Here is a 24,220-nt window from a genome sequence, read left to right on the forward strand (position 1 = left end):
TCATGCTCCCTCCGTGTCGCCGGTCTGCGCCGGCATGGAAATCATCACTTCGAACTGGCCGTCGCGCCGGCCCCAGTGCACGCTGGCTTCGTGGCCATACGCGCCGGCCAGGCGCTGGCGCACATTCTCCAGGCCCACGCCATTGCCGCGAACAGGCCCTTGATCTGCATCAACCGGATTGCGCACGGCGATCTGCAGCAGGCTGCCTGCGCGCCGGGCCTCGATGGCGATCAGGCCGCCCTCCGTCAAGCCGCAGATACCATGCTTGACGGCATTTTCCACCAGCGGCTGTATCAGCATGGGCGGCAGCAAACACGCCAGCGCGGCAGTGTCGATGCTTTCCGCCACTTGCAGGCGTTCGCCAAAACGCACATGCTCGATGGCAAGAAAATGGCGGATCAGCACCAGTTCCTGTTCCACGGTGATGTGCTTGTGCGCTTCCAGGCTCAGGCTCTGGCGAAAGAAACTGGCCAGTTGCACCGTCATCTGGCGCGCACCCGCCACATCGATAGACGTCAAGGCGCTGATGGAGTTCAAGCTGTTGAACAGGAAATGCGGATCGATTTGCGTGCGCAGCATGCGCAATTGCGCTTCCTGCGCCGTCAGCTGCGCTTCCAGCCCCCGCTGCTCGGCCATCCTGGCGCGCACGAATTCCAGCAACAGATAATGCACTGCGGCAGCGAGGCAATACAGCAGCACGCCCAGGCCGAAGAACAGGGCCAGCAGCGATTGCGTCAGGTTCACGCCCAGCCAGCGCAGCTCCAGCAACAGGCTGACGCTATTCAGAAATTGCAGCAGGGTGGCCCACAGCAAGCCCGCGAACAGGGCCGCCACGCCCACCACGCCGGCGATGGCGAGCGGATGGCGTACGTGCAAGGGATAGGCGCGGCATAGGTAAAACGCGGAAAACCCCGAACCGATCGCATACACGAGCGTGGCAGGCACCACCAGCACGACGGCATTGAGCCAGGGCGCGTGCGCCACCCTGGCCAGAATAAAGGCCAGGGCCAGGCCCAGCGCGATGCAGACCAAAAACACCACCACGGCGCCGCGCCGCTTCGACAAGGCCCCCGACATGCGCGCCTAGTTGCGGATTTCCAGGCCGCCCATGATGGCGTAGCCCGTCACATACAGACGCTTGTTCTGGTTCGGCGGCACGATGGTCTTTTCTTCGAAGCCGCCGAGGATGGGCGTGCCCTGCAGCACGACGCTCCAGTCGGGCGGAATCTTGATGGTGACGCCGCCGCACAGGGCAAATACGTTGAGCACGGCTTCGCCTTCGATCGACGCCTGGCGCAAGTCGATTTCGCAGCCGGCCATGATGACATTGATATCGCCGCCCTTGAAGCGCTGCGACGACACGCGCCGCACATAGCCGCCAAGGATGGCCGTCACCTCGATGATGCTGTCATCGTCCGCCTGGCCGCCGGCGCCGGGCGCCGCAGTGGCATCGGCGGCATCCTTGTCCAGCGACACGGCGCCATTCCTGGCCTGGCCGAACGAGTCGGGCGCAGCGCTTCCATCTTGTTGCGCGGCAAAGCGCCGGCGGCGCTGGCGCTGCTGCGCGCCGGGCAGGGACTTCGACACCACGGCCACGCCCAGGCCGATGATCAGCAGGGGCCACAGCAAGTCCCAGTTCATGTAGAAGATGCCCATGTGCTTGAGGGTCCAGGCCACGCCCAGCAGCACCAGCATGCCACCCAATAAATAACCATTCGCGCTGCGGCTTTGCGACAGTTTCAGCAGGCCAAACACGATCAGCGCCGTGGGCCAGAAACGGAAGGTGTAGCGCACATCGATGAAACCGAGGTTATCGAGCAGGAACAGCAGTCCCAGGCCGATGACGATGACGCCCAGCACGATCTGCGATGGCGAGTGCAGCGGCGGTTTATTTTTCATGCTCGGACTCCCGGTAGGCAATAAAATGTTTGTTCAACAGCGGCTCCAGCACGAGACCCACGCCCCAGGCGATCAGCAAGGCGGGCCAGCTGTTATAAAAACTCAAGTTCCACAGTTCTTCATACGATACATACCACCAGGCGGCGAAGAAGATCAGCCACAGGCCGCTCAATACCTGCTTGGCGGACACTGGCGTGAGCAGCTTGTTCAAGCCGAAAACGACCAGTATCACCGGCCAATAATGCCATAGTGAATAGTAATCGTGGAGATAGATCATATCGAGCCGGTCCAGCAGGATGATGGCGCCGGTGGCGATCAGCAGCACGCCCCACAGCAACTGGGTACGGCGGCAATAAGCTGGTTCAGGTTTCACGGTCACCCCTTGAAGTTGGTTGATCGTAAAGATACGCGCAATTCGGGGATGGGAAAACACCGCTTCGGCGAATGGCGGAAAGACAGCGGTGAATGGCGCGGCGATGGAAACAACGGGCAAAAAAAAGACCGGCTAGAGCCGGCCTTGAAGGGGTTCGCAGTCCACACCGCGACCTGGAGTTGCAGTGCACAGCCGCATGGCGCACGCGCGCCGGCGACGGAAATCTGGTGCCGATCCTTGAGGCGACCGGCTGACCTGCTGGAAGATCGAACATGCCGCCAACTTCACGGCAGTGCGTCTCAACCAAGCAAAGCCATCATACTCCCGATCGCCACAAAGCACCGTTCGCTAGCGCACACTGATGAGGTTTTGCTGAGCTGCATCAAACGGTGCTGGCATGCGGCGGGTGCAGCATGTCGTTCTTGATCCATGCCAGCACGGACGGTCCCTGCGGCTGCCAGCCCAGCAGCGTGCGCGCCCGCTCGCCGCGCACGCTGCTGTTGGAACCGAGGCCGTAGGAAGCCATCTCGTAGCCCCATTCGGCTATCGCCTCGGGCAGCGGCCAATCCTGCGCGGGCCCCAGGTCCAGTGCCGTGGCGATGGCGGCCGTCATGTCGCGGAAGGCCGCTTCGCCCGATTCGACAAAGTAAAACGTGCCGGCAGGCGACTTTTCCAAGGCCAGCAAATACAGGCTGACGACGTCGTCGATATGCACGTTCGACCAGATGTTGCGGCCCGGTCCCACGTGGCGCACGATGCCGCTCTTGCGTGCCTGCTTGAGCAGACGGGGCAGTTGCACGCTGTCGCGCGGCAAGGCGCCATGGCCGTAGATCAGGGTGTTGCACAGCACACTGGCGCGCACGCCCTTGCCTGCGCTGGCCAGCACCAGGTCGTCGATGGCGACGCGGGCCGCCTTGTCGGCAGTGGGCGCCGGCAACTTGTCTTCATAATAGATCTGCTGCGTGCCCTCGCCGCCCGAGGCGTCGCCCACGATGGACGAACCGCTGGTATGGAGGAAAGGCTTGTTGCTGCCAGTCAGAGCGTCGAGGATCGCCTCGACGGCGCCCCGGTGGTCGCTGCTGGCCGCGTTGATGACGGCGTCCGCCGCCCTCGCCTGCTCGATGAGCAATGCGCGGTCATTCAACTCGCCCTGCACGCCCAACACGCCGATCTTGGCCAGTTCGGCCACCTGTTCCGGTTTGCGCACGAGGCCCGTGACCTGATGGCCGGCGCGCACGAGGCCCGCCGCGATGGAACTGCCGATGAAACCTGCTGCGCCTGTCAAAAACACTTTCATATCTTGCTCCCTGTCTGGTTAGATTGCTGTCAATCACACCAGTCCAGTATGCCCGCTTTCGTCTTTCGCAAAAAGCAGGCATTCAGCAAAAGATCTATGATTTGAGCGCAACAATATTCTGTTTGAGCTGCAGGGCGGCGATGTAGCGGCTCTGGTAGGCGGGGTCTTGCGGCGTCAGCAAGGTGAGCCTGTCGCGCGCGCGGGTGGCGGCCACATAGAAACGGTTTTCCTCTTCCAGCGGGTCGGTCTTGCTGCGCGGGAACTCGTCGACGGCCAGGTAAGGCAAAATCACGTGGTGGTATTCGAGACCCTTGATCTGGTCGATGCAGGCGATGACGAGTTTGGCCTTGCCGGTCGAAACCGTCACGGCGTCTTCCATCTCGCCCAGCCAGCCGGCAAAGCCGCCCAGCGCCACGCCCGCTTCGCGGCACACGGCAATGAAACCGTGCAGGGAACGGGCGACGACCCGCGCCTGCGCCGGGTCGACATAGATGCGGCGCGCCGTCTGTTCCAGCTGCATCAAGTCAAAAATGTGCTGCAAGGCATCGCCCGCCAGGGCGTCGGGAGGCAGTGCGCGCAGGTAGTCGACGGCGGCCAGGGTCAGCGCCGCCTTGTCCTGGTTCTGCGACTTGGCCAGCTGGTTCGTCAGGAAACCTTCCAACAAGTCGGGATAGTTGGCCACGTCGGCCTTGGCTTGCTGCAATTCCGTGCGCGTAAACGGGATTTCCGCGAAGGCCACGAGGGCTTCGAGGATTTCGCCGCGGCGGGGGCCGCTCTTGATCGCGTGCAAGTCCTTGCGGGCGATGGCGACCATGCCGCGCAGCATCAGCACCTCCAGGCTCAGCAGATAGCTGTTCATGTCCACCAGGCCATACGCGATGCCGCTCTGGAACAGCGCCGTTTCCACGCGGATCGCCTGGTCGCGGTCGCGCAGCAAGATGGCCGTCGTGCCCGCATGCGCGTGCTCGAGCGCGGCGATCAGCTGGGCGCTGCACGCTTGCGGCTGCGCATGGTCGTACTCGAGCAGCTCGATGTGGGTGGCGCGCGACAGGGCCGAGACGCTGGCCTTGTTTTTCAGCACGCCCACGGCGTGCGCCAGCTGCGGGCCGTAGCGGTAGGAGGCCGTCAGCGGCAAGCGCTGCAAGGCGGGGAATTCCTGTTCGAAGCGCTGGCGCAGGAAGCGGTGGTCGGCGCCCGACCATGTGTAGATGACCTGGTCCTTGTCGCCCGCGCCGCAGAAAAACGCGTTGCCGCGGCGTATCAGCATGGTCAGCAGCCGGAACGACGCTTCGTTCAAATCGTGCAATTCATCGGCGACGATGATCTGGAAGGCGGGCAATTGCTGGCGCAGCGGCTCGTCGCCGTCGAGCATGCGCACCAGGTCGTAGGTGGCGTCGAACGGGGCGCGGAACTGGATATCGCCCGTGTCGGCGCCGCGCAAGCCTTCGTATTCGCGCAGCCACAGATAATGCGTGCGCGACATGCCCAGCAGCTCCAGGTTGTCATCCAGGGAATTGCTCTCGAAGTCGGGATTCTGGAAATCCAGGCGCGCCTTGGTGCGCAATTGCAGTTTCAAAAACTCGGCGATCGCCCCGTTGGTCGTATTGATTTCCAGCGGATAACGGTGAGCATACTTTTCCGACACGACTTCCAGTGCTTCCCAGGCAACCGGGCGCAACTCTTCATCGCTGCGCATGGCTGCCACCTGCATGTTTTCCAGCTGCAACAGCACCTTGGCGGCAAAGGCGTCGAAAGTGTCGATGGTCAGGCGCTTGACGACGCCCAGCGGCACGCCCACTTCCAGCAGGCGCTGGCGCAGGGCCACGCGTGCCGCCTCGGTGAATACGAGGGCCAGCATGCGCTCGGGCGCGCGGCCCCGGTGCAGCGCTTCGGCCAGGCGCAGGGCCAGGGTCGTCGTCTTGGCCGCGCCGGCATTGGCGTCGATCAGCACGACCTTCTTTTGCGCCGTCTGGATGGCGACCTGCTCCGGCGTGGGCGTGATGCGTTTGGGAATGAACTGCGGGGCGTTATCTGTACTCAAAAGTATTCCTGAAATGGTTACTACTCTTTGCGTGCTTACCAGGCGCAGGTGCGCAGGCCGGCAAAGACGTCGCCCCGCTCGGGCGCGTGGAAGGCGCGCATGCGGGCCGAATGCAGGCGCGGCGGCGTGGCGAAGGCGGCGCCGCGCAGCACCTGGTGCTGCATGAAATACGGCGCGGAATATTCGCGCCAGGCGTCCACCGCAAAGCCCGGATACGGCTCGAACGGCGTCGCCGTCCACTCCCACACCTGGCCCCAGTGAAAGCGCGGATGGCCGGACAACGCAGCATACTCCCATTCCGCCTCGGTCGCCAGGCGGCGCCCCGCCCAGGCGCAGTACGCCTGCGCTTCAAACAGGTTGATGTGGCGCACGGCTTCGTTCGGCGGCAAGGTCGTGCGCTGGCCGAAACGCATGGTGCGCCACTGTGTCGCTTCGCGCAGCCAGTACAGGGGCGACGAGCGCTCCTGCTGCATCAGCCAGGCGCTGCCGGCAGCGCTCCAGAACTGGCGGTTCTGGTAGCCGCCGTCCGCGACAAAATCGGCATACTGGGCGTTGGATACGGCGCAGGCATCGATGGAAAACGGCGCCACGTAGCAACTGTAGGGCGGCGATTCATTGTCGAAGGCAAAACCGGTCCCGCGCGGCGAGCCCAGTTCGATGGTGCCCCCAGGAAACGCGATCTCGCCCGCGCCCGGCGGCAAGGCCGGGCTGGCCGACAGGGACTCCGGTGCTTCCAGGCCCAGCCATTGCAAACCTGCCAGCATTTCTTCGCCGCACAAGTCTTCATGCGCCAGAGCCAGCCGGTACGGCGCCAGGGCGCTGTCGACATTGGCTTCGCGCGAGAGTTTGTCCAGCACCCGGTCGAGTACTTCGCGGCAATACATCTTCACGGCGCCCGGACTGGGCAGTTCCAGCTTCCAGCGCGCGCGGTGCTCCACCATGTTGGCGTCGAACAAGTCGTCGCCGCGCGTCAGCAGGGAGTTATAAATGGCGTCGGCCGGATGGCTGGTAGCGGCTTCGCGCAGGATGAACCACTCGGCAAACCAGGCGATCTGCGCAAGTTGCCACAAGGGCGGCGTGAGCCGCGAATGGCGCGGCATGCCGGCCACCACGTCCAGGCCGGCAGTAACATAACAGTCGAACAGGGAAAGCGTATCCTGGCGCGCGGCCTGCAGCGACTGGGCCAGTTGCTGCGCGCCGGCGTGGCGAAAAGAGGCGTTGATTAAAGTCATGGCCTGATTGTAACGACTTATGCCAACCTTGCACTAGTCGCGCAGGAAACATGGGGGGGCCATGCCCCGCCCTACTTGACCAGCAGCTCGCCCTGCAGCGGCGTAACGACCGATTTTGGCATGCTGACAATAAAACTGCTGCCCTTGTCGGCCACGGACTGGATGGCCAGGGTACCGCCGTGGCGCAGCAGCACGTGCTTGACGATGGCCAGACCCAGGCCCGTGCCCTGGGTTTCGCGCGAACGGCTCTTGTCGACGCGGTAAAAACGTTCCGTCAGGCGCGAAATATGCTCCTGGCTGATGCCGATGCCCGTATCTTGCGCGATGAATTGCGGACCGGCCGGGCCATCCTGCCAGCGCAGGGTGATGGTGCCGCCGGCCGGCGTGTAGCGCACGGCGTTCGACGCCAGGTTGCCAAACGCGCTATACAGCTCGTCGTAGCTGCCCAGCACGTCGGGACCGTTGCATTCCATGGTCACTTCATGCTTGCCAGCAGACAAACCTTTGGCGTCGCGCAAGACTTGCTGCATGAGTTTCTTGATATCCACCGGTTCGGGACGCAGCGGATAGTCGACCGATTCCAGGCGCGACAGGGTCAGCATGTCCTCGATCAGATGCTGCATGCGGTGGCCCTGCTCCGTCATCAGCTTGAGGTGAGCGGCGCGCGTGGCGGCGTCCAGGTCCAGCTCGGCAGAAGCGATTTCCAGGAAGCCCACGATGACCGTCAGCGGCGTGCGCAGCTCATGCGAGGCGTTGGCGATGAAGTCGCGGCGCATCATTTCGATGCGTTCCGTCTCCGTCACATCGTGCGTGACGAGAATCTGGCGGCGGTTTTCAAATGGAATGATCTGCACGATCAGCTTGCGGTTGCGGAAGGTGATCGTCAGCGGCTGGTCATAGCGGCCCAGGATGATGTAATCCATGAACTCGGGGCTGCGGATCAGGTTCGTCACGCGCATGCCCTTGTCGCGCTCGTGCGTGAGACCCAAATGTTTCTCGGCGGCAGGATTGCACCATTCGAGGAACAGCACGTCATCCATGATGACGACGCCGTCGGGCAGCAGGTGCATGGCCTGGCGGAAACGCGCCAGCCATTCCGTCAGCTCTGCCTGGTTTTTCTCGTCGTCGCGGCGCATGCGGTACAGGCGCGCGAAAATGCTGGTCCAGGCGCCCCAGCCGTCGGGCAGCTTGGCGCTTTGCGGATTATCCAGCCAGTTACTCAGCTGGAACAGATACGACAGCTGCACGAACACCATCATGGCCATCAGCACGAAGGCGATGCCCAGCGCATACGTGGCGCCAAACAGATACCAGACGACGGCCACGCCCAGCAGCGCCAGCACCATGCGCAGGGCGGCCGGTACCCAGAACAGCAATTTCGGATTCATAGAGTCAAACTTTACTTTTCAGACAACATGTAGCCGACGCTGCGCACCGTCTTGATCAGGCTTTCCGCCTCTTTCAAGGCTTTGCGCAAGCGCAATACGTGGACATCGACCGTGCGTTCCTCGATCACCACATGGTCGCCCCACACCTTGTCGAGCAGCTGGCTGCGCGAAAACACGCGTTCCGGATGGGCCAGCAGGAATTTCAGCAGCTTGTATTCGGCATGGCCGATATCGATCTTCTGTTCATCCATCATCACGGTGCAGCTGACGGGGTCCAGGGCCACGTTGCCGGCGCGCATGGGCGCCTGCGCGTGTTCCGGACTCTTACGTCGCAGCAAGGCCTTGGCGCGGGCCAACAGCTCGCGCGGCGAGAACGGCTTGGTGACGTAATCGTCGGCCCCGCTGTTCAAGCCGGCCAGCTTGTCTTCTTCCATGCTCTTGGCGGTGAGCATGATGACGGGGATGGCGGCGAAATTGCGGTCGGCGCGGATGCGCGACAGCAGGCGCAAGCCCGTCTGGTCCGGCAGCATCCAGTCCAGCAGGATCAGGTGCGGCGTGCGATGCTGGATGAATTCCCAGGCATCGGCGACGTTTTGTACAGAACAGCAATTCCAGCCGGATTCGCGCAGCGAATAGGTCACCAGTTCAACGATGGCCGGCTCATCTTCAACAATCAATACCGTGGTTTTATCAGATGCCATAAAGCTTACTCAGGGAGCTCCTCGGAAATGGCGGGAGCAGCCACCTTGGTGTGGCGGATGTCCTTGCCTTCAACCACGTAAATCACGTATTCGGCGATGTTTTTCGCATGGTCGCCGATCCGTTCGATGGCTTTGGCCACCCACAGGGTATCGAGCGCCGCCGAAATCGTGCGCGGGTCTTCCATCATAAAGGTTATCAAGTTGCGCATGATAGACCGAAACTCATGGTCGATGATGGCATCTTGTGCAATTAATTGTAAGGCCTGCTTGCCATCGTTGCGCGCGAATGCGTCCAGCGCATCGTGCAGCATGTCGGTGGCCGTATTGGCAATGCCGCGCACCATCTCGTAGTGGTTGACGACGCCGTTGCCGCGCTTGTGCAGATTCTTCGCCACGCGGGCGATTTTCGTCGCCTCGTCGCCTACGCGCTCGAGGTCGGTAATCACCTTGATGGTGGCCATGATGGTGCGCAAGTCGTTGGCGGCCGGCTGGCGGCGCACGATCAGATGGCTGCAGGCGTCGTCCAGCGACACTTCCAGCTGGTTGACGACGTCGTCTTCGCGCATCACGCGGTCGGCGCGTTCCGGATTGCCGATGCGGAAGCACGTCATCGCGTCGAGGAACTGGGTTTCAACGATGCCGCCCATCAGGAGCACTTTCGAGCGGATCGCTTCGAGTTCGTTGTCGTATTGCTTGGATGAATGTTCGCCTATCATGCTGTCTCTCCGTATTCAGTTGTTGTGTATGCGCGGGGCGGATCAGCCGAAGCGGCCCGTGATGTAATCCTGCGTTTCCTTGCGGGCCGGATTCATGAAGATCTGGTCCGTTTCGCCGAATTCCACCAGCTCGCCCAGGTACATATAGGCCGTGTAGTCGGAGCAGCGCGCCGCCTGCTGCATATTGTGCGTCACGATGGCGATCGTGTAATCCTGTTTCAATTCGCTGATCAGCTCTTCCACTTTCGAGGTCGAGATCGGGTCCAGCGCCGAGGTCGGCTCGTCGAGCAGCAAGACGTCCGGCTTCACGGCCACGCCGCGCGCGATGCACAAACGCTGCTGCTGGCCGCCCGACAGCGACAGGCCGCTCTTGCTCAGCTTATCCTTGACTTCGCCCCACAGCGCGGCCTTTTTCAGGGCCCACTCGACGCGCTCGTCCATCTCGCCCTTCGACAGATCTTCATACAGGCGCACGCCGAAAGCGATGTTGTCGTACACGGACATGGGGAACGGCGTCGGCTTCTGGAACACCATGCCGACCTTGGCGCGCAGCATGTTGACGTCCTGGTCGGCGTCGAGCACGTTGCGGCCGCGGTACAGGATCGAGCCTTCCGCGCGCTGACCCGGGTACAGGTCGTACATGCGGTTCAGGGTGCGCAGCAGGGTTGATTTACCGCAACCGGACGGGCCGATGAAAGCGGTAACCTTCTTTTCGTGGATGTCCAGGTTGACGTTATGCAAGCTTTGCGTTTTGCCGTAAAAAAAGTTCAGGCCCGAAATTTCGATGGTTTTTTTCTTTGGTGCCAGGTCTTGTGCTGGATTCATTTGCGTATTCATATGGGTTCGCTTCGCTCGGTATCTGTTTAATTAGGGACTTTTTGGCTGAACACGGTGCGCGACAGGATATTCAGGGCCAGCACGCTGAAGGTGATCAGCAGTGCGCCGCCCCAGGCCAGCGAGCGCCAGTTGTCGTACGGGCTCATCGCAAACGATGCGATGACGGACGGCAAGTTGGCCATCGGCGCATTCATGTTGAAGCTTTGGAACTGGTTATTCAGGGCCGTGAACAGCAGCGGTGCCGTTTCGCCGGCGATGCGGGCCAATGCCAGCAGTACGCCGGTGATGACGCCGGCCTTGACGGCGCGCAAGCGCACCAGGGTGGCGACCTTCCAGCGCGGCGCGCCCAGGGCAAACGCGGCTTCCAGCAGGCTGTTCGGTACCAGACGCAGCATATTGTCCGTCGTGCGCACCACCACCGGCACGGCGATCAGCGACAGGGCGATGGCGCCGGCGTAACCGGAGAAGTGCTTCACGTGGGCCACGTACAGCGCATACACGAACAGGCCGATGACGATCGATGGGGCCGACAGCATGATGTCCGTGACGAAGCGCGTCACTTGCGCCAGCTTGTTTTCTTCGCCGTATTCGGCCAGGTAGATGCCGGCCAGGATGCCGATCGGGGTGCTGACGACGGTTGCCAGGCCCACCATCAGGGCGCTGCCGACGATGGCATTGATCAGACCGCCACCTTCGCTGCCGGGAGCCGGCGTCGTTTGCGTGAACAGGTCGACGGACAAGGCGCCGAAACCCTTGATCACCAGGGTGAACAGGATCCACACGAGCACGGCCAGGCCCAGGGCCATGGCGGCCACCGACAGGGCGATGCCGACGCGGTGCATCAGCAGGCGCTTGCGGTAGACGGGGTTCATGGCCGGCTTGGCCGGAACGTCGAGAGTGCTTACTTGGCTCATTTCGTGCCTTCCTTGCGGGACATGCCAGCCAGCATCAGCTTGGCGGCGGATAAGACGATAAAGGTGATGACAAACAGGATCAGTGCCAGCGAGAACAGCGAGGACACGTGCAGCGCCGATTGCGCTTCGCCGAATTCGTTCGCCAGCAGCGAGGTGATGCTGTTACCGGCGGCAAACAGCGACCACGACAGCTTGTTCGCGTTGCCGATGACGAAGGTCACGGCCATGGTCTCGCCCAGCGCGCGGCCCAGGCCCAGCATGACGCCGCCGACGACGCCGGTCTTGGTGTAAGGCAAGACAATCTTGCGCACCACTTCCCAGCGCGTGCAACCCAGGCCGTAGGCGGATTCCTTCAGCACGGCAGGGACGATCTCGAACACGTCGCGCATCACGGAAGCGATGAAGGGGATGATCATGATGGCCAGCACCAGGCCGGCCGTCAGCAAGCCGATGCCCATCATGGGGCCGCTGAACAGCTGGCCGATGACGGGGACGTTGCCCAGGGTGGCTTTCAGCAAAGGCTGGACGTGGTCGGCGAACAGGGGGGCGAAGACGAACAGGCCCCAGATGCCGTAGATGATCGATGGCACGCCGGCCAGCAGCTCGACAGCCGTGCCCAGCGGGCGGCGCAGCCAGGCCGGGCAAATTTCCGTGAGGAACAGGGCGATGCCGAAGCTGACGGGGAAGGCGATCAGCAAGGCGATGACGGACGTCACCAGGGTGCCGATGATGGGGATCAGGGCGCCGTACTGATCATTGACGGGATCCCATTCCGCGGACACGATGAAATGCAGGCCGAAGGTCTGGAAGGCCGGTATCGATTCCATGATCAGCGAAATGATGATGCCGACCAGGACGATCAGCACCGACAGGGCGAACAGCATCGTCACCTTGTGGAACAGAAAATCCTGGATGCGCTGCTTGCGCATGGTGGAAAGCATTTGCGCGTGACTGATGGAATCGGTCATGGTGCCGCCTGGCATGGGGATCGTGGAGGAGGTAGATTGTGCGCTCATATTGTGCCAGATGTGGGTGGTACTGCCGGTGTCGCTATTTTGAACTCTTGTTTTATCTTGCTTTTTTAGCCAGGACCGTCTGCAAGGGCTTGCGGGCGGTCCTGGCTAACTCCCTGCCCCGCCGCCGTGCTGCTGGCGGGGGCAAGGATGGGTACTTAGTCAGGCATGCAGACTATCGGATCAGTAGATCGACTTGCCCGATGCGTCTTTCAGGTTGGCTTTCCACGACTCTTGCACCAGTTTCACGACCGATGCCGGCATTGGCACGTAGTCCAGTTCGACGGCAGCTGGGCCGCCGTTTTTGTAGGCCCAGTCGAAGAATTTCAGGACTTCCTTGGCCTTGGCTGCGTCAGCCTGGACTTTGTGCATCAGGATGAACGACACGCCGGTGATCGGCCAGCTGTTCTTGCCAGCCTGGTCGGTCAGAACCACGCCGAAGCCTGGGGTTTGCGTCCAAGGTGCGGAAGCGGCTGCTGCCTTGAAGTTTTCGTCGTCAGGTTGCAGGTAGTTGCCATCCTTGTTTTGCAGCTGGGTGTGCGACATCTTGTTTTTCTTGGCGTAAGCCCACTCGACGTAGCCGATCGAACCCTTGATACGCTGCACGTTGGCGGCGACGCCTTCGTTACCCTTGCCGCCCACGCCCACGGCCCATTTCACAGCCGAGCCAGCACCGATTTTCGATTTGAATTCCGGGTTGGTTTTCGACAGGAAGTCGGTGAACAGGAAGGACGTGCCCGAACCGTCGGCGCGGTGTACCACGGTAATTTCCGTGTCCGGCAGCTTGACGCCCGTGTTCAGTGCGGCGATTTCCGGCGCGCTCCACTTGGTGATCTTGCCCAGGTAGATGTCGCCAACGACTTTACCCGTCATTTTCAGCTGGCCTGGGGTTACGCCGTCCAGATTGACGATGGTGACCACGCCGCCCATGATGGCCGGGAACTGCATCAGGCCCGCTTCTTCCAGCTCTTCTGCCTTCAAAGGCATGTCCGAGGCGCCGAATTCAACAGTCTTGGCCTTGATTTGCTTGATGCCAGCGCCGGAACCGACGGACTGGTAGTTCAGGCCGTTGCCGGTATTGGCTTTGTACGTCTCAGCCCATTTGGCGTAGATAGGGTACGGGAAGGTTGCGCCAGCACCTGTCATATCTGCCGCCATGACGGAAGCGGAAGAAAATGCCATCGCTGCCGAAGCACCCACGACGATAAATTTGAACATTTGCTTCATTTGCATATCAAGTCCTCAGGGTTGTTAGGGCTCAAAGTCCCGGTTGAATGCTGCGCAGTCTAGCAAGCGAATATGACAGCTTTATGACATGGGTAAAAAATCCTGAAATAATTGCCTACGCCCCGGGAATACCCGTTTTCGACGTGAAAAATGACAGGGCGGGCGACGCTTTATGACAGCTTATGTCACGCTTACGTCATATTTCATGATTACACTCACAGCGCGTCATACATGATGAAATACGGCTAGAATTAACTATCTGCAAAGACAAAAGAATATGAAACCTGAACTGCACACGGAAGTGACCAAATCGGGCATCCTGCTTGACCGCGAGCTGTCGCAACTGACTTTCAACCGGCGCGTGATGGCCCAGGCGGAAGACCCGAACATTCCGCTGCTCGAGCGCCTGCGCTACCTGTGCATCGTCAGCAGTAATATGGATGAGTTCTTCGAGGTGCGCGTGGCCAGCCTGCTGGCGGCCGGCAGCATCGGCGGTTCGCTGGCCGGCCACCCTGCCCTGGCGGCCAACCTGGAGCGCATCGGCAAGGAATGCCATGCGCTGGTGGAACGCCAGTACGAGATATTAAATAACGACGTCTTGCCGGCCCTGCGCGAAGCGGGCGTGCATTTGCTGCGCGACAGCGACCGCAACGAGGCACAGCGCGCGTGGGTCAAGGAATATTTCGACCGCGAAGTGCGTCCCCTGCTGACGCCGATCGGCCTCGACCCGGCCCACCCGTTCCCGCAGGTCGTCAACAAGAGTCTCAATTTCATCGTCTCGCTGAGCGGCAAGGATGCGTTCGGCCGCGGCACGGCGATCGCCATCGTCAAGGCGCCCCGCGTCTTGCCACGCGTCATCAAGCTGCCGGACGAGATTTCCGGCGACGGCGTGTCCTTCTGTTTATTATCCTCCGTCATCCATGCGCATATCTCGGACTTGTTCGCCGGACGCGAAGTGATTGCCTATTCGCAATTCCGGGTCACGCGCGACAGCGACCTGTGGGTGGACGAGGATGAAGTCAAGAATTTGCGCCAGGCCCTGAAAGGCGAGCTGGTCGGTCGCCAGTTCGGCACCTCCGTGCGGCTGGAAGTGGCACGCAATTGCCCGCCAGAATTGTCGCAGTTCCTGCTCGACCAGTTTAATCTGGATCAAAGCCGTTTGTACCGCGTCAACGGCCCCGTGAATCTCGTGCGCCTGTCGGAAATGATCGACCACGTCAAGCAGCCCGAGCTGCGCTTCCCGCCGTTCTTCCCCGGCCTCGCGCACAAAGCCATCGGCAACGACATCTTTGCCGCCCTGACCAAGCACGACATCCTGCTGCACCACCCCTACCAGTCGTTCCAGACGGTCATCGACTTCATCCGCAGCGCCGCCTACGATCCGTCCGTCGTCGCCATCAAGCAGACGATTTACCGCACGGGCATGAACTCGGACCTGATGGAGTCGCTCATTACGGCGGCGAAGATGGGCAAGGAAGTGACCGTCATCGTGGAATTGATGGCGCGTTTCGACGAAGAAGCCAATATCAACTGGGCCGACAAGCTCGAGCAAGCCGGCGCGCAAGTCGTGTACGGCGTCGTGGGCCTGAAAACCCATGCCAAGGTGGCGCTCGTCATCCGCCGCGAAGAAGGCTCCTTGCGCTTCTACGCCCACTTGGGTACCGGCAACTACCATCCCACGACAACCAAGCTGTACACGGACTTCGGCTTGCTGACGGCCAACCAGGACCTGGCCGTGGAAGTCAATGAAGTCTTCATCCACCTGACCAGCCTGACCAAGCCGCACAACCTGAACCATTTGTGGCTGGCCCCGTTCGGCCTGCAAAGCGAGATCATCAAGGCCATCCGCAACGAGGCGAAGATCGCCCGTTCGGGCCGGCGCGGGCGCATCATCGTGAAAGTCAACGCGCTGGTGGATGAATCCGTGATCCGCGCCCTGTATGCGGCCTCGACCGATGGCGTGAAGATCGATCTGATCGTGCGCGGCGCCTGCACCCTGAAGCCGGGCGTGCCTGGCCTGTCGGAAAACATCAAGGTGCGCTCCGTGATCGGCCGCTTCCTCGAACATAGCCGCATCTATTATTTCCGCAACGACCTGGCGCACGATGTCTACCTGGCCAGCGCCGACTGGATGAGCCGCAACCTGTTCCGCAGGGTGGAAGTGGCCTTCCCCGTGCTGGACCGGGCGCTGAAGCGGCGCGTGATCGCCGAGGGCCTGAATCCGTATTTGAAGGATAATACCAATGCATGGGAACTGGAGCCGACGGGCCATTACGCACGCCGCAAGCCACGCGGCAAGCAAACGCCGTTCAGTGCCCAGCAGTATTTGATGCACTCACTGGGCACGCCGGGCGCGGAGGTCGGCGAATAGGCAATTCTACACAGAGGAGCACAGCATGGATCTCATCTTGTGGCGACACGCAGAAGCCGAGCCGGGCGTCCCCGACCTCGAACGCGCCCTGACCATCAAAGGCCAGAAACAGGCGCGCCGCATGGGGGAATGGCTGGCCTCGCAACTACCGGAAAATTGCCGTATCCTCGTCAGCCCCGCCCTGCGCACCCTGCAAACGGCGGAAGCGCTGGGGCGCAAGTTCAAGCTGATGCCGGAACTGGCGCCCGGCGCCGAGGCGGAGGATATCCTGAAAGCGGCCAACTGGCCCGCCGGCAAGGAAACCGTGCTCATCGTCGGCCACCAGCCCACCCTGGGCCAGGCCGCCGCCCTGCTATTGACGGGAGAAGAGCAGGAATGGGAACTGCGCAAGGCCAGCGCGTGGTGGTTCTCCCAGCGCGAACCAGGCGACCCGATCAGTGTTTATTTGAAAGCCGTGATGGCGCACGATCTGGTAGTGAAATAAAGGTGCTCGAGCAGGGAACTGCGCAAGGCCAGCGCAAGGATGGACAGGTTCTCGCAGCGCGCACCAGGCGCCCCCATCAGTGTGTATCTGAAGGCCGTGATGGCGCATGACCTGGTGGTGAAATAAGGGTGGTGAAATAGAGAAAATGCGCAAAAAGTGCGCTGGGACAAATACTAGCAGGAATTACAACTCGGCGGCCTTGTAAAGCGCTGCTGATCTGCTAGAGTTTAATTGCATCAACTACGTGTTGGAGCGCTGCTCTGGCACATTGAGCAACCCAGCGGACAGCCGTCCAACGGCGGCTGAAAGACCATGTTAACCTTCGTCGTTTTTCTCTTCATCGCCATCTTCGCCGCCATCATCGGCTTCGTCGCCTTTGAACTGATCGAAGAAATGCGCGGCAGTCACCACAAGCTGATGGATCGCTACCACGAGTAGTGTTCGCCTCGGCAATATCGCATGGCGCCAGCGACGGCCTACAGGCCCGTCCCTCGCGCCATCCTTGTATCTCCCCACAAAACTTACTGCGCGTCGCGATTTGCAATCTGCGATGCTCACTGCCTCGGCGGCCCCGTGCACAGCACAGTTCCGCTTCTCGATCACAACTCCCTTCCGCTCGCTACAGTTTTGTAGGGAGCTCGTACTTTACACTCCCGTCTTGAACTTCGTATAGATACGCGTCATCAAGCGGCGGATGTCGGCCGTGGTCGCTTCCGGTGCGGCCATGCGCTGCTTGTCGGCGTCCGACAGGAAGATGGCCTTGTTTTCACCGATGTCCTTGCGTACATACTTGATGCTGGCCGGATTCGGATTCGCGTAAAACACCTTGTTACTCAGGCTGGCATGCACTTGCGGGCGCAAAATGTAGTTGATGAACAGGTGGGCATTGGTCGGATGGGGCGCGTCGGCGGGGATGGCCATGGTGTCGAACATCAGGGCGGCCGTCTTCGGCACCAGCACCTGGATCACATTGCCGTTTTTCGCATCGATGGCGCGCTGGCGCGCGATATTGATGTCGCCCGACCAGCCCAGCGCGACGCAGACGGAACCGTTGGCCATGTCGTTGATGTAGCCGGATGAGCTGAACAGGGTCACGTAGGGACGGATCGCCTGCAGCACCTTGCCCGCTTCCTGGTAATCGGCGGCCGCTTTCGAGTACGCGGGCTTGCCCAGGTATTGCAACGCGGCCGGCAGCACTTCCGACGGCGAATCGAGGAAGGACACGCCGCACGATTTCAGCTTCGTCGCGTATTTCGGGTCGAAGATCAGGTCCCAGGCGTTGTCAGGCATGGGCATGCCGCCCAGCGCGGCCTTGACCTTGTTGACGTTGATGCCCACCGTCGTGTAGCCCCACAGCCAGTCGACCAGGTAATCGTTGTTCGGGTCGATCTTCGACAGCTTGGCCTGCAGGTTCGGGTCCAGGTTGCCCAAATTCGTCAGCTTGCTCTTGTCGAGCTTGCGCAACAGGCCCGCATCGATCTGCAGGCGCGCCCACTGGGCCGTCGGCACGACGATGTCGTAGCCGGACTTGCCCGCCACCAGTTTCGCATTGAGGATTTCGTTATTGTCGAAAACGTCGTAGCGTACCTTGATGCCCGTTTCCTTCTCAAAATTCTTGATCGTATCGTCACCGATATAGTCCGACCAGTTATAGATGTTCAGAACCTTTTCTTCCTGAGCCTGCGCTTGGCCAGGCAAGGCCAGTACGGCCGCCGCCAAGGCCAATCCCACTCCAATGCGCCGCCCTGCTTGCCATGTGTTTGCCATCGTACCGCCTCCGGAATTAGTCAGAAAATAGTGCCGATCATAACAAGAAGGGCGGCATCAGGTCTAGCCTGATACCGCCCTGCTTTCACTGCCGGGGTCAAACCCCAAGCAACATTACACCTTGTCCAGCCCCACTTGCGCCCCCGTAAATACGAGGTTGCCGTTCTGGGCGTCGATGCGGATTTCGTCTTTCGGGCCGAACTTGCCTTCCAGAATCAGCTTCGACAGCGGATTTTCGATCTGCTGCTGAATCGCCCGCTTCAGCGGACGGGCGCCATACACCGGGTCGTAGCCCGCTTCGGCGATTTGCTGCAGTGCCGCGTCCGTCAAGCTCAGCGCCATGTCCATGCGCGCCAGGCGCTCTTCGAGGATCTTCAGCTGGATCTTCGCGATCGCGCCGATGTTTTTCTCGTCGAGGCCGTGGAACACGACGATTTCGTCGATACGGTTGACGAACTCGGGACGGAAGTGCGAACGTACCTCGGCCATCACTGCCAGCTTCACGACACCGGGATCATCGCTTTCCATGGCCTGGATCTTATGCGAACCCAGGTTCGAGGTCATGATGATGACGGTATTCTTGAAGTCCACCGTGCGGCCCTGGCCATCCGTCATGCGTCCATCGTCGAGCACTTGCAGCAGCACGTTGAAGACGTCGGCATGCGCCTTTTCCACTTCGTCGAGCAGGATCACGCTGTACGGCTTGCGGCGCACGGCTTCCGTCAGGTAGCCGCCCTCGTCGTAGCCCACGTAGCCCGGTGGCGCGCCGATCAAGCGGGCCACGGAATGCTTCTCCATGAACTCGCTCATGTCGATGCGGATCATCGATTCTTCCGTATCGAACAGGAAGGTGGCCAGCGCCTTGCTCAGCTCGGTCTTGCCGACGCCCGTCGGTCCCAGGAACATGAAGGAACCATATGGACGGTTCGGGTCGGAGAGGCCGGCGCGCGAGCGGCGGATGGCGTCAGCCACGGCCGTGATCGCTTCATCCTGGCCCACGACGCGCTCGTGCAGCTTCTCTTCGATGTGCAGCAGCTTGTCGCGCTCGCCCTGCATCATGCGCGATACGGGTATGCCCGTCGCACGCGACACCACTTCGGCGATTTCCTCGGCGCCCACTTCCGTGCGCAGCAGTTTCGGCTGGTCAGGGTCGAGTTTCGGGATGCCGCTGTCAGCCTGCTTGAGCTGGGCTTCCAGCTGCGGCAGCTTGCCATACTGCAATTCCGACACTTTCTGCCAGTTGCTCTCGCGCGTGGCCTGCTCCATCTGCAGCTTGACTTGCTCGATCTCTTCCTTGATGTGCGTGCTGCCCTGCACCACGGCCTTTTCCGCCTTCAGGATTTCCTCGAAGTCATTGTATTCGCGCTGCAGCTTGACGATCTCTTCCTCGATCAAGGCCAGGCGGCGCAACGACGCTTCGTCCTTTTCCTTCTTGACGGCTTCGCGCTCGATCTTGAGCTGTATCAAACGGCGCTCCAGCTTGTCCATCACTTCCGGCTTCGAATCGATCTCGATCTTGATCTTCGCCGCCGCTTCATCGATCAGGTCGATGGCCTTGTCGGGCAAAAAGCGGTCCGTGATGTAGCGGTGCGACAGCTCGGCGGCAGCGATGATGGCCGCGTCCGTGATTTCCACCTTGTGGTGCAGCGCATATTTATCCTGCAAGCCGCGCAGGATGGCGATCGTCGCCTCCACGGTCGGTTCGTCGACGAGCACTTTCTGGAAGCGGCGTTCCAGCGCGGCATCCTTCTCGATGTACTTGCGGTACTCGTCCAGGGTGGTCGCGCCCACGCAGTGCAGTTCGCCGCGCGCCAGCGCCGGTTTCAGCATATTGCCGGCATCCATCGCGCCTTCGGCCTTGCCCGCGCCCACCATGGTGTGCATTTCATCGATGAAGACGATGGTTTGCCCTTCATCCATGGCCAGTTCCTTCAGCACGGATTTCAGGCGCTCCTCGAATTCGCCGCGGAATTTCGCGCCAGCCAGCAAGGCGGCCATGTCCAGCGACAGTACGCGCTTGCCTTTCAGCGATTCCGGCACCTCGCCGTTGACGATGCGCTGCGCCAGGCCTTCGACGATGGCCGTCTTGCCCACGCCCGGTTCGCCTATCAGCACGGGGTTGTTCTTGCTGCGGCGCTGCAGGATCTGGATGGTGCGGCGGATTTCATCGTCGCGGCCGATCACAGGGTCGAGCTTGCCCTTGCGTGCCCGCTCCGTCAGGTCCAGCGTGTATTTTTTCAAGGCTTCGCGCTGGCCTTCGGCTTCTTGCGAATCGACCTTGTTGCCGCCGCGCACAGCCTCGATGGCCGCTTCCAGCGCCTTGCGGGTCAGGCCGTTTTCGCGCGCCAGCTTGCCGCAGTCGGATTTGTCGTCCGTCATGGCCAGCAAGACCATTTCGCTGGACACGAACTGGTCGCCAGCCTTTTGCGATTCCTTGTCGGCCAGGTTCAAGAGGGCCACGAATTCGCGGCTGACCTGCACGTCGCCGCCCGTGCCCGACACCTTCGGCAAGCGTTCGATGGACGCGCCCAGGGCCTTGGACAGGCCGCCCACGTTGACGCCGGCCCGCTGCAAGAGCGAACGGGCGCCGCCGTCGTCCTGGTTCAACAGGGCCGTCAGCAGGTGGACTGGTTCGATATAGGGATTGTCGTTGCCCACGGCCAAGCTTTGCGCATCGGCCAGGGCTTCCTGTAATTTGGTAGTGAGTTTGTCTTGTCGCATGAAAAGCGCTCCCGGTTAATTAGTTGTTAACCAAATTGGGGTGAGGCAGTACTTTTCAAGCATACACAAAGCAGAAAACCGCTGCATTTGGGCAAATGCTAGCGTGCGCGGCAGATACGATTCAAATGGTGCTTGCTTTTGTCGCCCATTTGTCCAGCGCCGTCTCGTCGCTGTCGCGCGCATCGACCCAGCGCGCCCCTTCCGGCGTATCTTCCTTCTTCCAGAACGGCGCTTCCGTCTTCAGGTAGTCGATGATGAACTCGCAAGCGGCGAACGCCTCGCCCCGGTGGGCGGACGAGACCGCCACCAGCACGATCTGCTCCTGCGGCAACAGCGGCCCCACGCGGTGGATCACCAGCGCGCCCGACAGGGGCCAGCGCGCGCGCGCCTGCTCGACGATGGCTACAATGGACTTTTCCGTCATGCCCGGATAATGCTCGAGCTCCATGGCGGCCACGTCCAGCCCCTCGTTCATGTCGCGCACCGTGCCGACGAAGCCGACGACGGCGCCCACCTTGGGGTTGCCTGCACGCAATTGTGCGATTTCTTGACTCAAGTCAAAATCAGCTTGCTGGACGCGGACGCTGGTACTCATTTGGCATGCCCTCCGATACGGCGCAGCAGGGTTTCGATGCGGCTGGCCGTGCGCGCATCGGTGGCGGCGGGAATCGCGCACAGCTGCATCAGCTGCGACACTTGCGTGAGCGGCTTCTGGCCCGATTTCAGCGACGATTGCAGCACTTCCACCTGCATTTTCAGGCGGTCGCGGGCGAATTCGGCGCCGCTGTCGACGCCGGCGACGATTTCCAGGCGCAAGACTTCCTCGAGCAAGCGGGCCTCGTTGGCCTGCAATTGCTGCACGTAGGCGTCAGCGCCCTCGCCCAGCGCGGCCTGGGCGGCGGCAAAGCGCTGCTGCAGGCTGCGTTCGTATTGCGTGTCGAGCGGCGGCAAGGCGCTCCAGCGTTCGCTCCACGCTGGCGCGTCGGCATCGGCGCCGCCCTCGGCCAGCGACGCTTCCAGCGATTGCACCAGGCGCAGCTTGTCGCGCAAGGCGTTGGCCTGGGCCGCACCGGCGCGCTCGGCGATGGCGTCCGCTTGCGCTTGCACGCCGGCGACGGCCGCGTGGTAGCGCTGCTCGATCTTCGCTTCGCTGGCGCGCGGCACGGGGCCCGTGGCGTTCCAGGCGGCGCGCGTGTCGCGCAGCAAGTGATGGATGAAGGCCGTGCGGGACTTGTCGTCGCCCTCGGGCACGACGGCCGTTTCCAGCGTGGCGCACAGCGCTTCGCGCGCATGCAGGTGTTCGCGGCGCTCGTGGTCGGCCGCGTGGGCCGTTTCCTTGCGCTTGGCAAAGATATCGTCGCAGGCGGCGCGGAAACGCTGCCACAGCGCCTGTTCCGCGCGGCGTTCCAGCGGCAGGGCTTTCGCCAGTTCCTGCCATTTATCCTGCAAGGCTTTCAGCATGTCGACCGTGTTGCGCTCCGATGGCTTGAGCAGACCCACTTCGACGATCAATTGTTCGCGCCGCGCCGTCTCGATCTGGCGCTGCGTGTCCAGCGGCTTCGACAGGGCGTCCAGCGCGGCACCGAATTCCGTATCCAGGCGTTTCTTTTCCTTGCGGTCGATGGTGCCCAGGCGCGTCCAGGCCTGGCGCAGGCGCTGCGAGGCGGAGGCGACATGTTTCCAGTCGGTGCTTTCTTCGGCCGCCAGGGCCGCCGTTTCCGCGATCAGTTCCTGGGCCTTGGCCGCGTTGCCGTGGCGCTCTTCGGCCAATTGCTTGAAATGCTGGGCCGCCGGCGCATACGCGAGGCTGCAGGCGGCGTCGAAACGTTCCCACAGGGATTTCGGCGCCGGGCCGGACAAGGTATCGAGCGACTTCCAGCGCTCGCGCAGGCTGCCCACTTTCTTGGCCAGCTCGGCCATTGGAAGTTCCTGTGCCGGCAATTCCTCGCCCGCCTTGACCAATTCCTCGCGCGACACGTTGCCGCCCCAGCGCGCCCAGTCGGCCAGGCGCTTGAATTCTCCCCGCACATGGGCCAGGCGGTCCGCTTGCGCAGGCGTCAAACGGCCGTGCTTGCTATCGCGCAAGGTCTTGTCATGCTCGGAAGCCACGTGCAGCAAGCCATCCTGCAGGGCCGCCTCCATGGCGTCGAGCACCTTGAAGAACTGTTCCGTCGCTTCTTTCGACACGGGTGCGTGTTCCACGCGCGGCTTGCGCGGCGCCGGGTCCGCATGGGCTGGTGCGGCCTCTGGCGTTGCCGCCTGCACGGGCGCCGGCGCGCTGGCCAGCACGGCCGCAAATTGCTGCTGCAAGCTGTCGGACAAGGGCGACTCGGGCAGGCGCGGCAGGGCTTGCCATGCGCGCTTCAGGGTATCCACGTCGAGCGTGGCGGCGTCCTGCGCCTGCCATTCGGCCAGCGCGGCCTGGCGCGCGTCGAACACGGCCTGGTGTTGCTGCAGGGCTTGCAAGGCGGATTGCGCCTGCTCGCGCGCCTGGCTGAAATCGTTTTCCAGGTGTTTCGGCAAGGAAGCGCGCTCGGGCGATTGCGCATGCTGCGCATGTTCCGCATCCAGGCGGGCCAGCGCCTGCGCCAGCTCGCCGGCGGACTGGCCATTGCTGGCCAGCGCGCGCGCAGCGGCGACGGCGTCGATCACGGCGCGCTGCAACACCACTTGCGCTTCCAGGCGGGCGGCCAGCGCGGCGCGCGCGGCAGCAAAGGCGGTCGCCAGTTCAGGCGTGGCCTTGATGACTTGCCATTGGCGGTCCAGCTCGGCTACCTGGTTGGGGCTGAGCTTTTCATCGTTCAACAGGCGCTGGGCCGTGTCGATGCTGGCCTGGGCGCGTTGCGTCTCGGCAGCCTGATGACGGATCAGGTCGATGCGGCCCTGCATCAGCTTGGCCACGCGGCGGTCCGTGTTGCGCATGGCGTGGTGGACTTTTTCCAGCAGGGGCAAGGCGTGGACGTGTTCGGCCGCGATCAGACGGGCATCGGCAAATTCGCTGGACACGATGAATTCAAAGGCGGCAGCCTCGTCGCCAGCCACGGCATGGGCACGCGCCACCTGTTCGGCGCGGCGCGATGCGCTCTGCGCCGAGGCGGCGGCCTGTTCTGCCACGACAGGGTCGGGTACGGCAGTCTTGCTGGCAGAACGCTTGAAGAGAAATTCGAACATGACGGGTTTCGCGTGGATCAAAACCACCATCATAACAAAGCCCGGGGTATTGCATCGGACAGGACTGA

At 62.0% G+C, this 24,220-nt stretch carries 20 protein-coding genes; 3 read left to right on the forward strand and 17 right to left on the reverse strand.

Annotated elements, in window-relative coordinates:
- The 13 genes from O3300_RS14575 to pstS all read right to left on the reverse strand — a co-directional run bounded on the left by O3300_RS14575 (window position 1) and on the right by pstS (window position 13,644).
- Window positions 1-1,077: a sensor histidine kinase gene (locus O3300_RS14575; RefSeq protein WP_305053359.1), complete on the reverse strand. Its 1,077-nt coding sequence runs from the start codon at window positions 1,075-1,077 to the stop codon at window positions 1-3.
- A gap of 6 nt (window positions 1,078-1,083) precedes the next feature.
- Window positions 1,084-1,899, reverse strand: a complete 816-nt coding sequence (locus tag O3300_RS14580; protein WP_251351797.1) for a LiaI-LiaF-like domain-containing protein — start codon at window positions 1,897-1,899, stop codon at window positions 1,084-1,086.
- Window positions 1,889-2,272 carry a LiaI-LiaF-like domain-containing protein gene (locus O3300_RS14585; RefSeq protein WP_099668154.1) on the reverse strand — a complete coding sequence of 128 codons (384 nt, stop codon included), beginning with the start codon at window positions 2,270-2,272 and terminating at the stop codon, window positions 1,889-1,891. Before O3300_RS14585 ends, O3300_RS14580 begins: the two co-directional genes overlap by 11 nt.
- Window positions 2,273-2,654: 382 nt before the next feature.
- Complete coding sequence (locus tag O3300_RS14590) at window positions 2,655-3,569, reverse strand: NAD-dependent epimerase/dehydratase family protein (RefSeq protein ID WP_305053360.1); 915 nt, start codon at window positions 3,567-3,569, stop codon at window positions 2,655-2,657.
- Window positions 3,570-3,663: 94 nt separating this feature from the next.
- Window positions 3,664-5,610, reverse strand: a complete 1,947-nt coding sequence (locus tag O3300_RS14595; protein ID WP_305053361.1) for a UvrD-helicase domain-containing protein — start codon at window positions 5,608-5,610, stop codon at window positions 3,664-3,666.
- 35 nt (window positions 5,611-5,645) lie between these two features.
- Window positions 5,646-6,842, reverse strand: coding sequence for a selenoneine synthase SenA (senA, locus tag O3300_RS14600; RefSeq protein ID WP_305053362.1), 1,197 nt, complete (start codon window positions 6,840-6,842; stop codon window positions 5,646-5,648).
- Window positions 6,843-6,913: 71 nt separating this feature from the next.
- On the reverse strand, window positions 6,914-8,230 hold the full coding sequence (gene phoR / locus O3300_RS14605; protein ID WP_034778134.1) for a phosphate regulon sensor histidine kinase PhoR: 1,317 nt from the start codon (window positions 8,228-8,230) through the stop codon (window positions 6,914-6,916).
- A gap of 11 nt (window positions 8,231-8,241) precedes the next feature.
- The gene (locus tag O3300_RS14610) at window positions 8,242-8,931 is read right to left on the reverse strand and encodes a response regulator (protein WP_034755074.1); all 690 of its coding nucleotides are present in this window, start codon (window positions 8,929-8,931) and stop codon (window positions 8,242-8,244) included.
- Between the two features lie 5 nt (window positions 8,932-8,936).
- Entirely contained in the window at window positions 8,937-9,647 is a 711-nt protein-coding gene (gene phoU / locus O3300_RS14615) for a phosphate signaling complex protein PhoU (protein ID WP_034778131.1), read from the reverse strand.
- A gap of 42 nt (window positions 9,648-9,689) precedes the next feature.
- Window positions 9,690-10,472 (reverse strand): phosphate ABC transporter ATP-binding protein PstB, encoded by a 783-nt coding sequence (gene pstB, locus O3300_RS14620; protein WP_010396817.1) that lies wholly within the window; start codon window positions 10,470-10,472, stop codon window positions 9,690-9,692.
- A 38-nt stretch (window positions 10,473-10,510) separates the two neighbouring features.
- Complete coding sequence (pstA, locus tag O3300_RS14625; protein WP_077402151.1) at window positions 10,511-11,398, reverse strand: phosphate ABC transporter permease PstA; 888 nt, start codon at window positions 11,396-11,398, stop codon at window positions 10,511-10,513.
- Window positions 11,395-12,366, reverse strand: coding sequence for a phosphate ABC transporter permease subunit PstC (gene pstC, locus O3300_RS14630; RefSeq protein WP_099664709.1), 972 nt, complete (start codon window positions 12,364-12,366; stop codon window positions 11,395-11,397). The genes pstA and pstC overlap by 4 nt, the downstream gene beginning before the upstream one ends.
- A gap of 228 nt (window positions 12,367-12,594) precedes the next feature.
- On the reverse strand, window positions 12,595-13,644 hold the full coding sequence (gene pstS / locus O3300_RS14635; protein ID WP_099664710.1) for a phosphate ABC transporter substrate-binding protein PstS: 1,050 nt from the start codon (window positions 13,642-13,644) through the stop codon (window positions 12,595-12,597).
- Window positions 13,645-13,915: 271 nt separating this feature from the next.
- Between pstS and ppk1 the strand changes: the two genes are divergently transcribed.
- From ppk1 to O3300_RS14650, 3 genes are all read left to right on the forward strand, one after another.
- Complete coding sequence (ppk1, locus tag O3300_RS14640; RefSeq protein WP_099664711.1) at window positions 13,916-16,009, forward strand: polyphosphate kinase 1; 2,094 nt, start codon at window positions 13,916-13,918, stop codon at window positions 16,007-16,009.
- Window positions 16,010-16,034: 25 nt separating this feature from the next.
- Window positions 16,035-16,493, forward strand: a complete 459-nt coding sequence (sixA, locus tag O3300_RS14645) for a phosphohistidine phosphatase SixA (protein ID WP_305053363.1) — start codon at window positions 16,035-16,037, stop codon at window positions 16,491-16,493.
- A 312-nt stretch (window positions 16,494-16,805) separates the two neighbouring features.
- Window positions 16,806-16,931, forward strand: a complete 126-nt coding sequence (locus tag O3300_RS14650; protein ID WP_257218666.1) for a hypothetical protein — start codon at window positions 16,806-16,808, stop codon at window positions 16,929-16,931.
- Between the two features lie 207 nt (window positions 16,932-17,138).
- Here O3300_RS14650 and O3300_RS14655 read toward each other — a convergent pair whose 3' ends face one another.
- The 4 genes from O3300_RS14655 to O3300_RS14670 all read right to left on the reverse strand — a co-directional run bounded on the left by O3300_RS14655 (window position 17,139) and on the right by O3300_RS14670 (window position 24,185).
- The gene (locus O3300_RS14655) at window positions 17,139-18,260 is read right to left on the reverse strand and encodes a polyamine ABC transporter substrate-binding protein (RefSeq protein WP_305053364.1); all 1,122 of its coding nucleotides are present in this window, start codon (window positions 18,258-18,260) and stop codon (window positions 17,139-17,141) included.
- A 114-nt stretch (window positions 18,261-18,374) separates the two neighbouring features.
- Window positions 18,375-20,981 (reverse strand): ATP-dependent chaperone ClpB, encoded by a 2,607-nt coding sequence (clpB, locus tag O3300_RS14660; protein ID WP_251351801.1) that lies wholly within the window; start codon window positions 20,979-20,981, stop codon window positions 18,375-18,377.
- A gap of 121 nt (window positions 20,982-21,102) precedes the next feature.
- Window positions 21,103-21,576, reverse strand: a complete 474-nt coding sequence (gene moaE, locus O3300_RS14665; protein ID WP_251351802.1) for a molybdopterin synthase catalytic subunit MoaE — start codon at window positions 21,574-21,576, stop codon at window positions 21,103-21,105.
- Window positions 21,573-24,185: a DUF349 domain-containing protein gene (locus O3300_RS14670; protein WP_305053365.1), complete on the reverse strand. Its 2,613-nt coding sequence runs from the start codon at window positions 24,183-24,185 to the stop codon at window positions 21,573-21,575. Before O3300_RS14670 ends, moaE begins: the two co-directional genes overlap by 4 nt.
- Window positions 24,186-24,220: the final 35 nt, after the last annotated feature.

The organism is Janthinobacterium sp. SUN206, assembly GCF_030587305.1.
Lineage (GTDB): Bacteria > Pseudomonadota > Gammaproteobacteria > Burkholderiales > Burkholderiaceae_D > Janthinobacterium > Janthinobacterium kumbetense.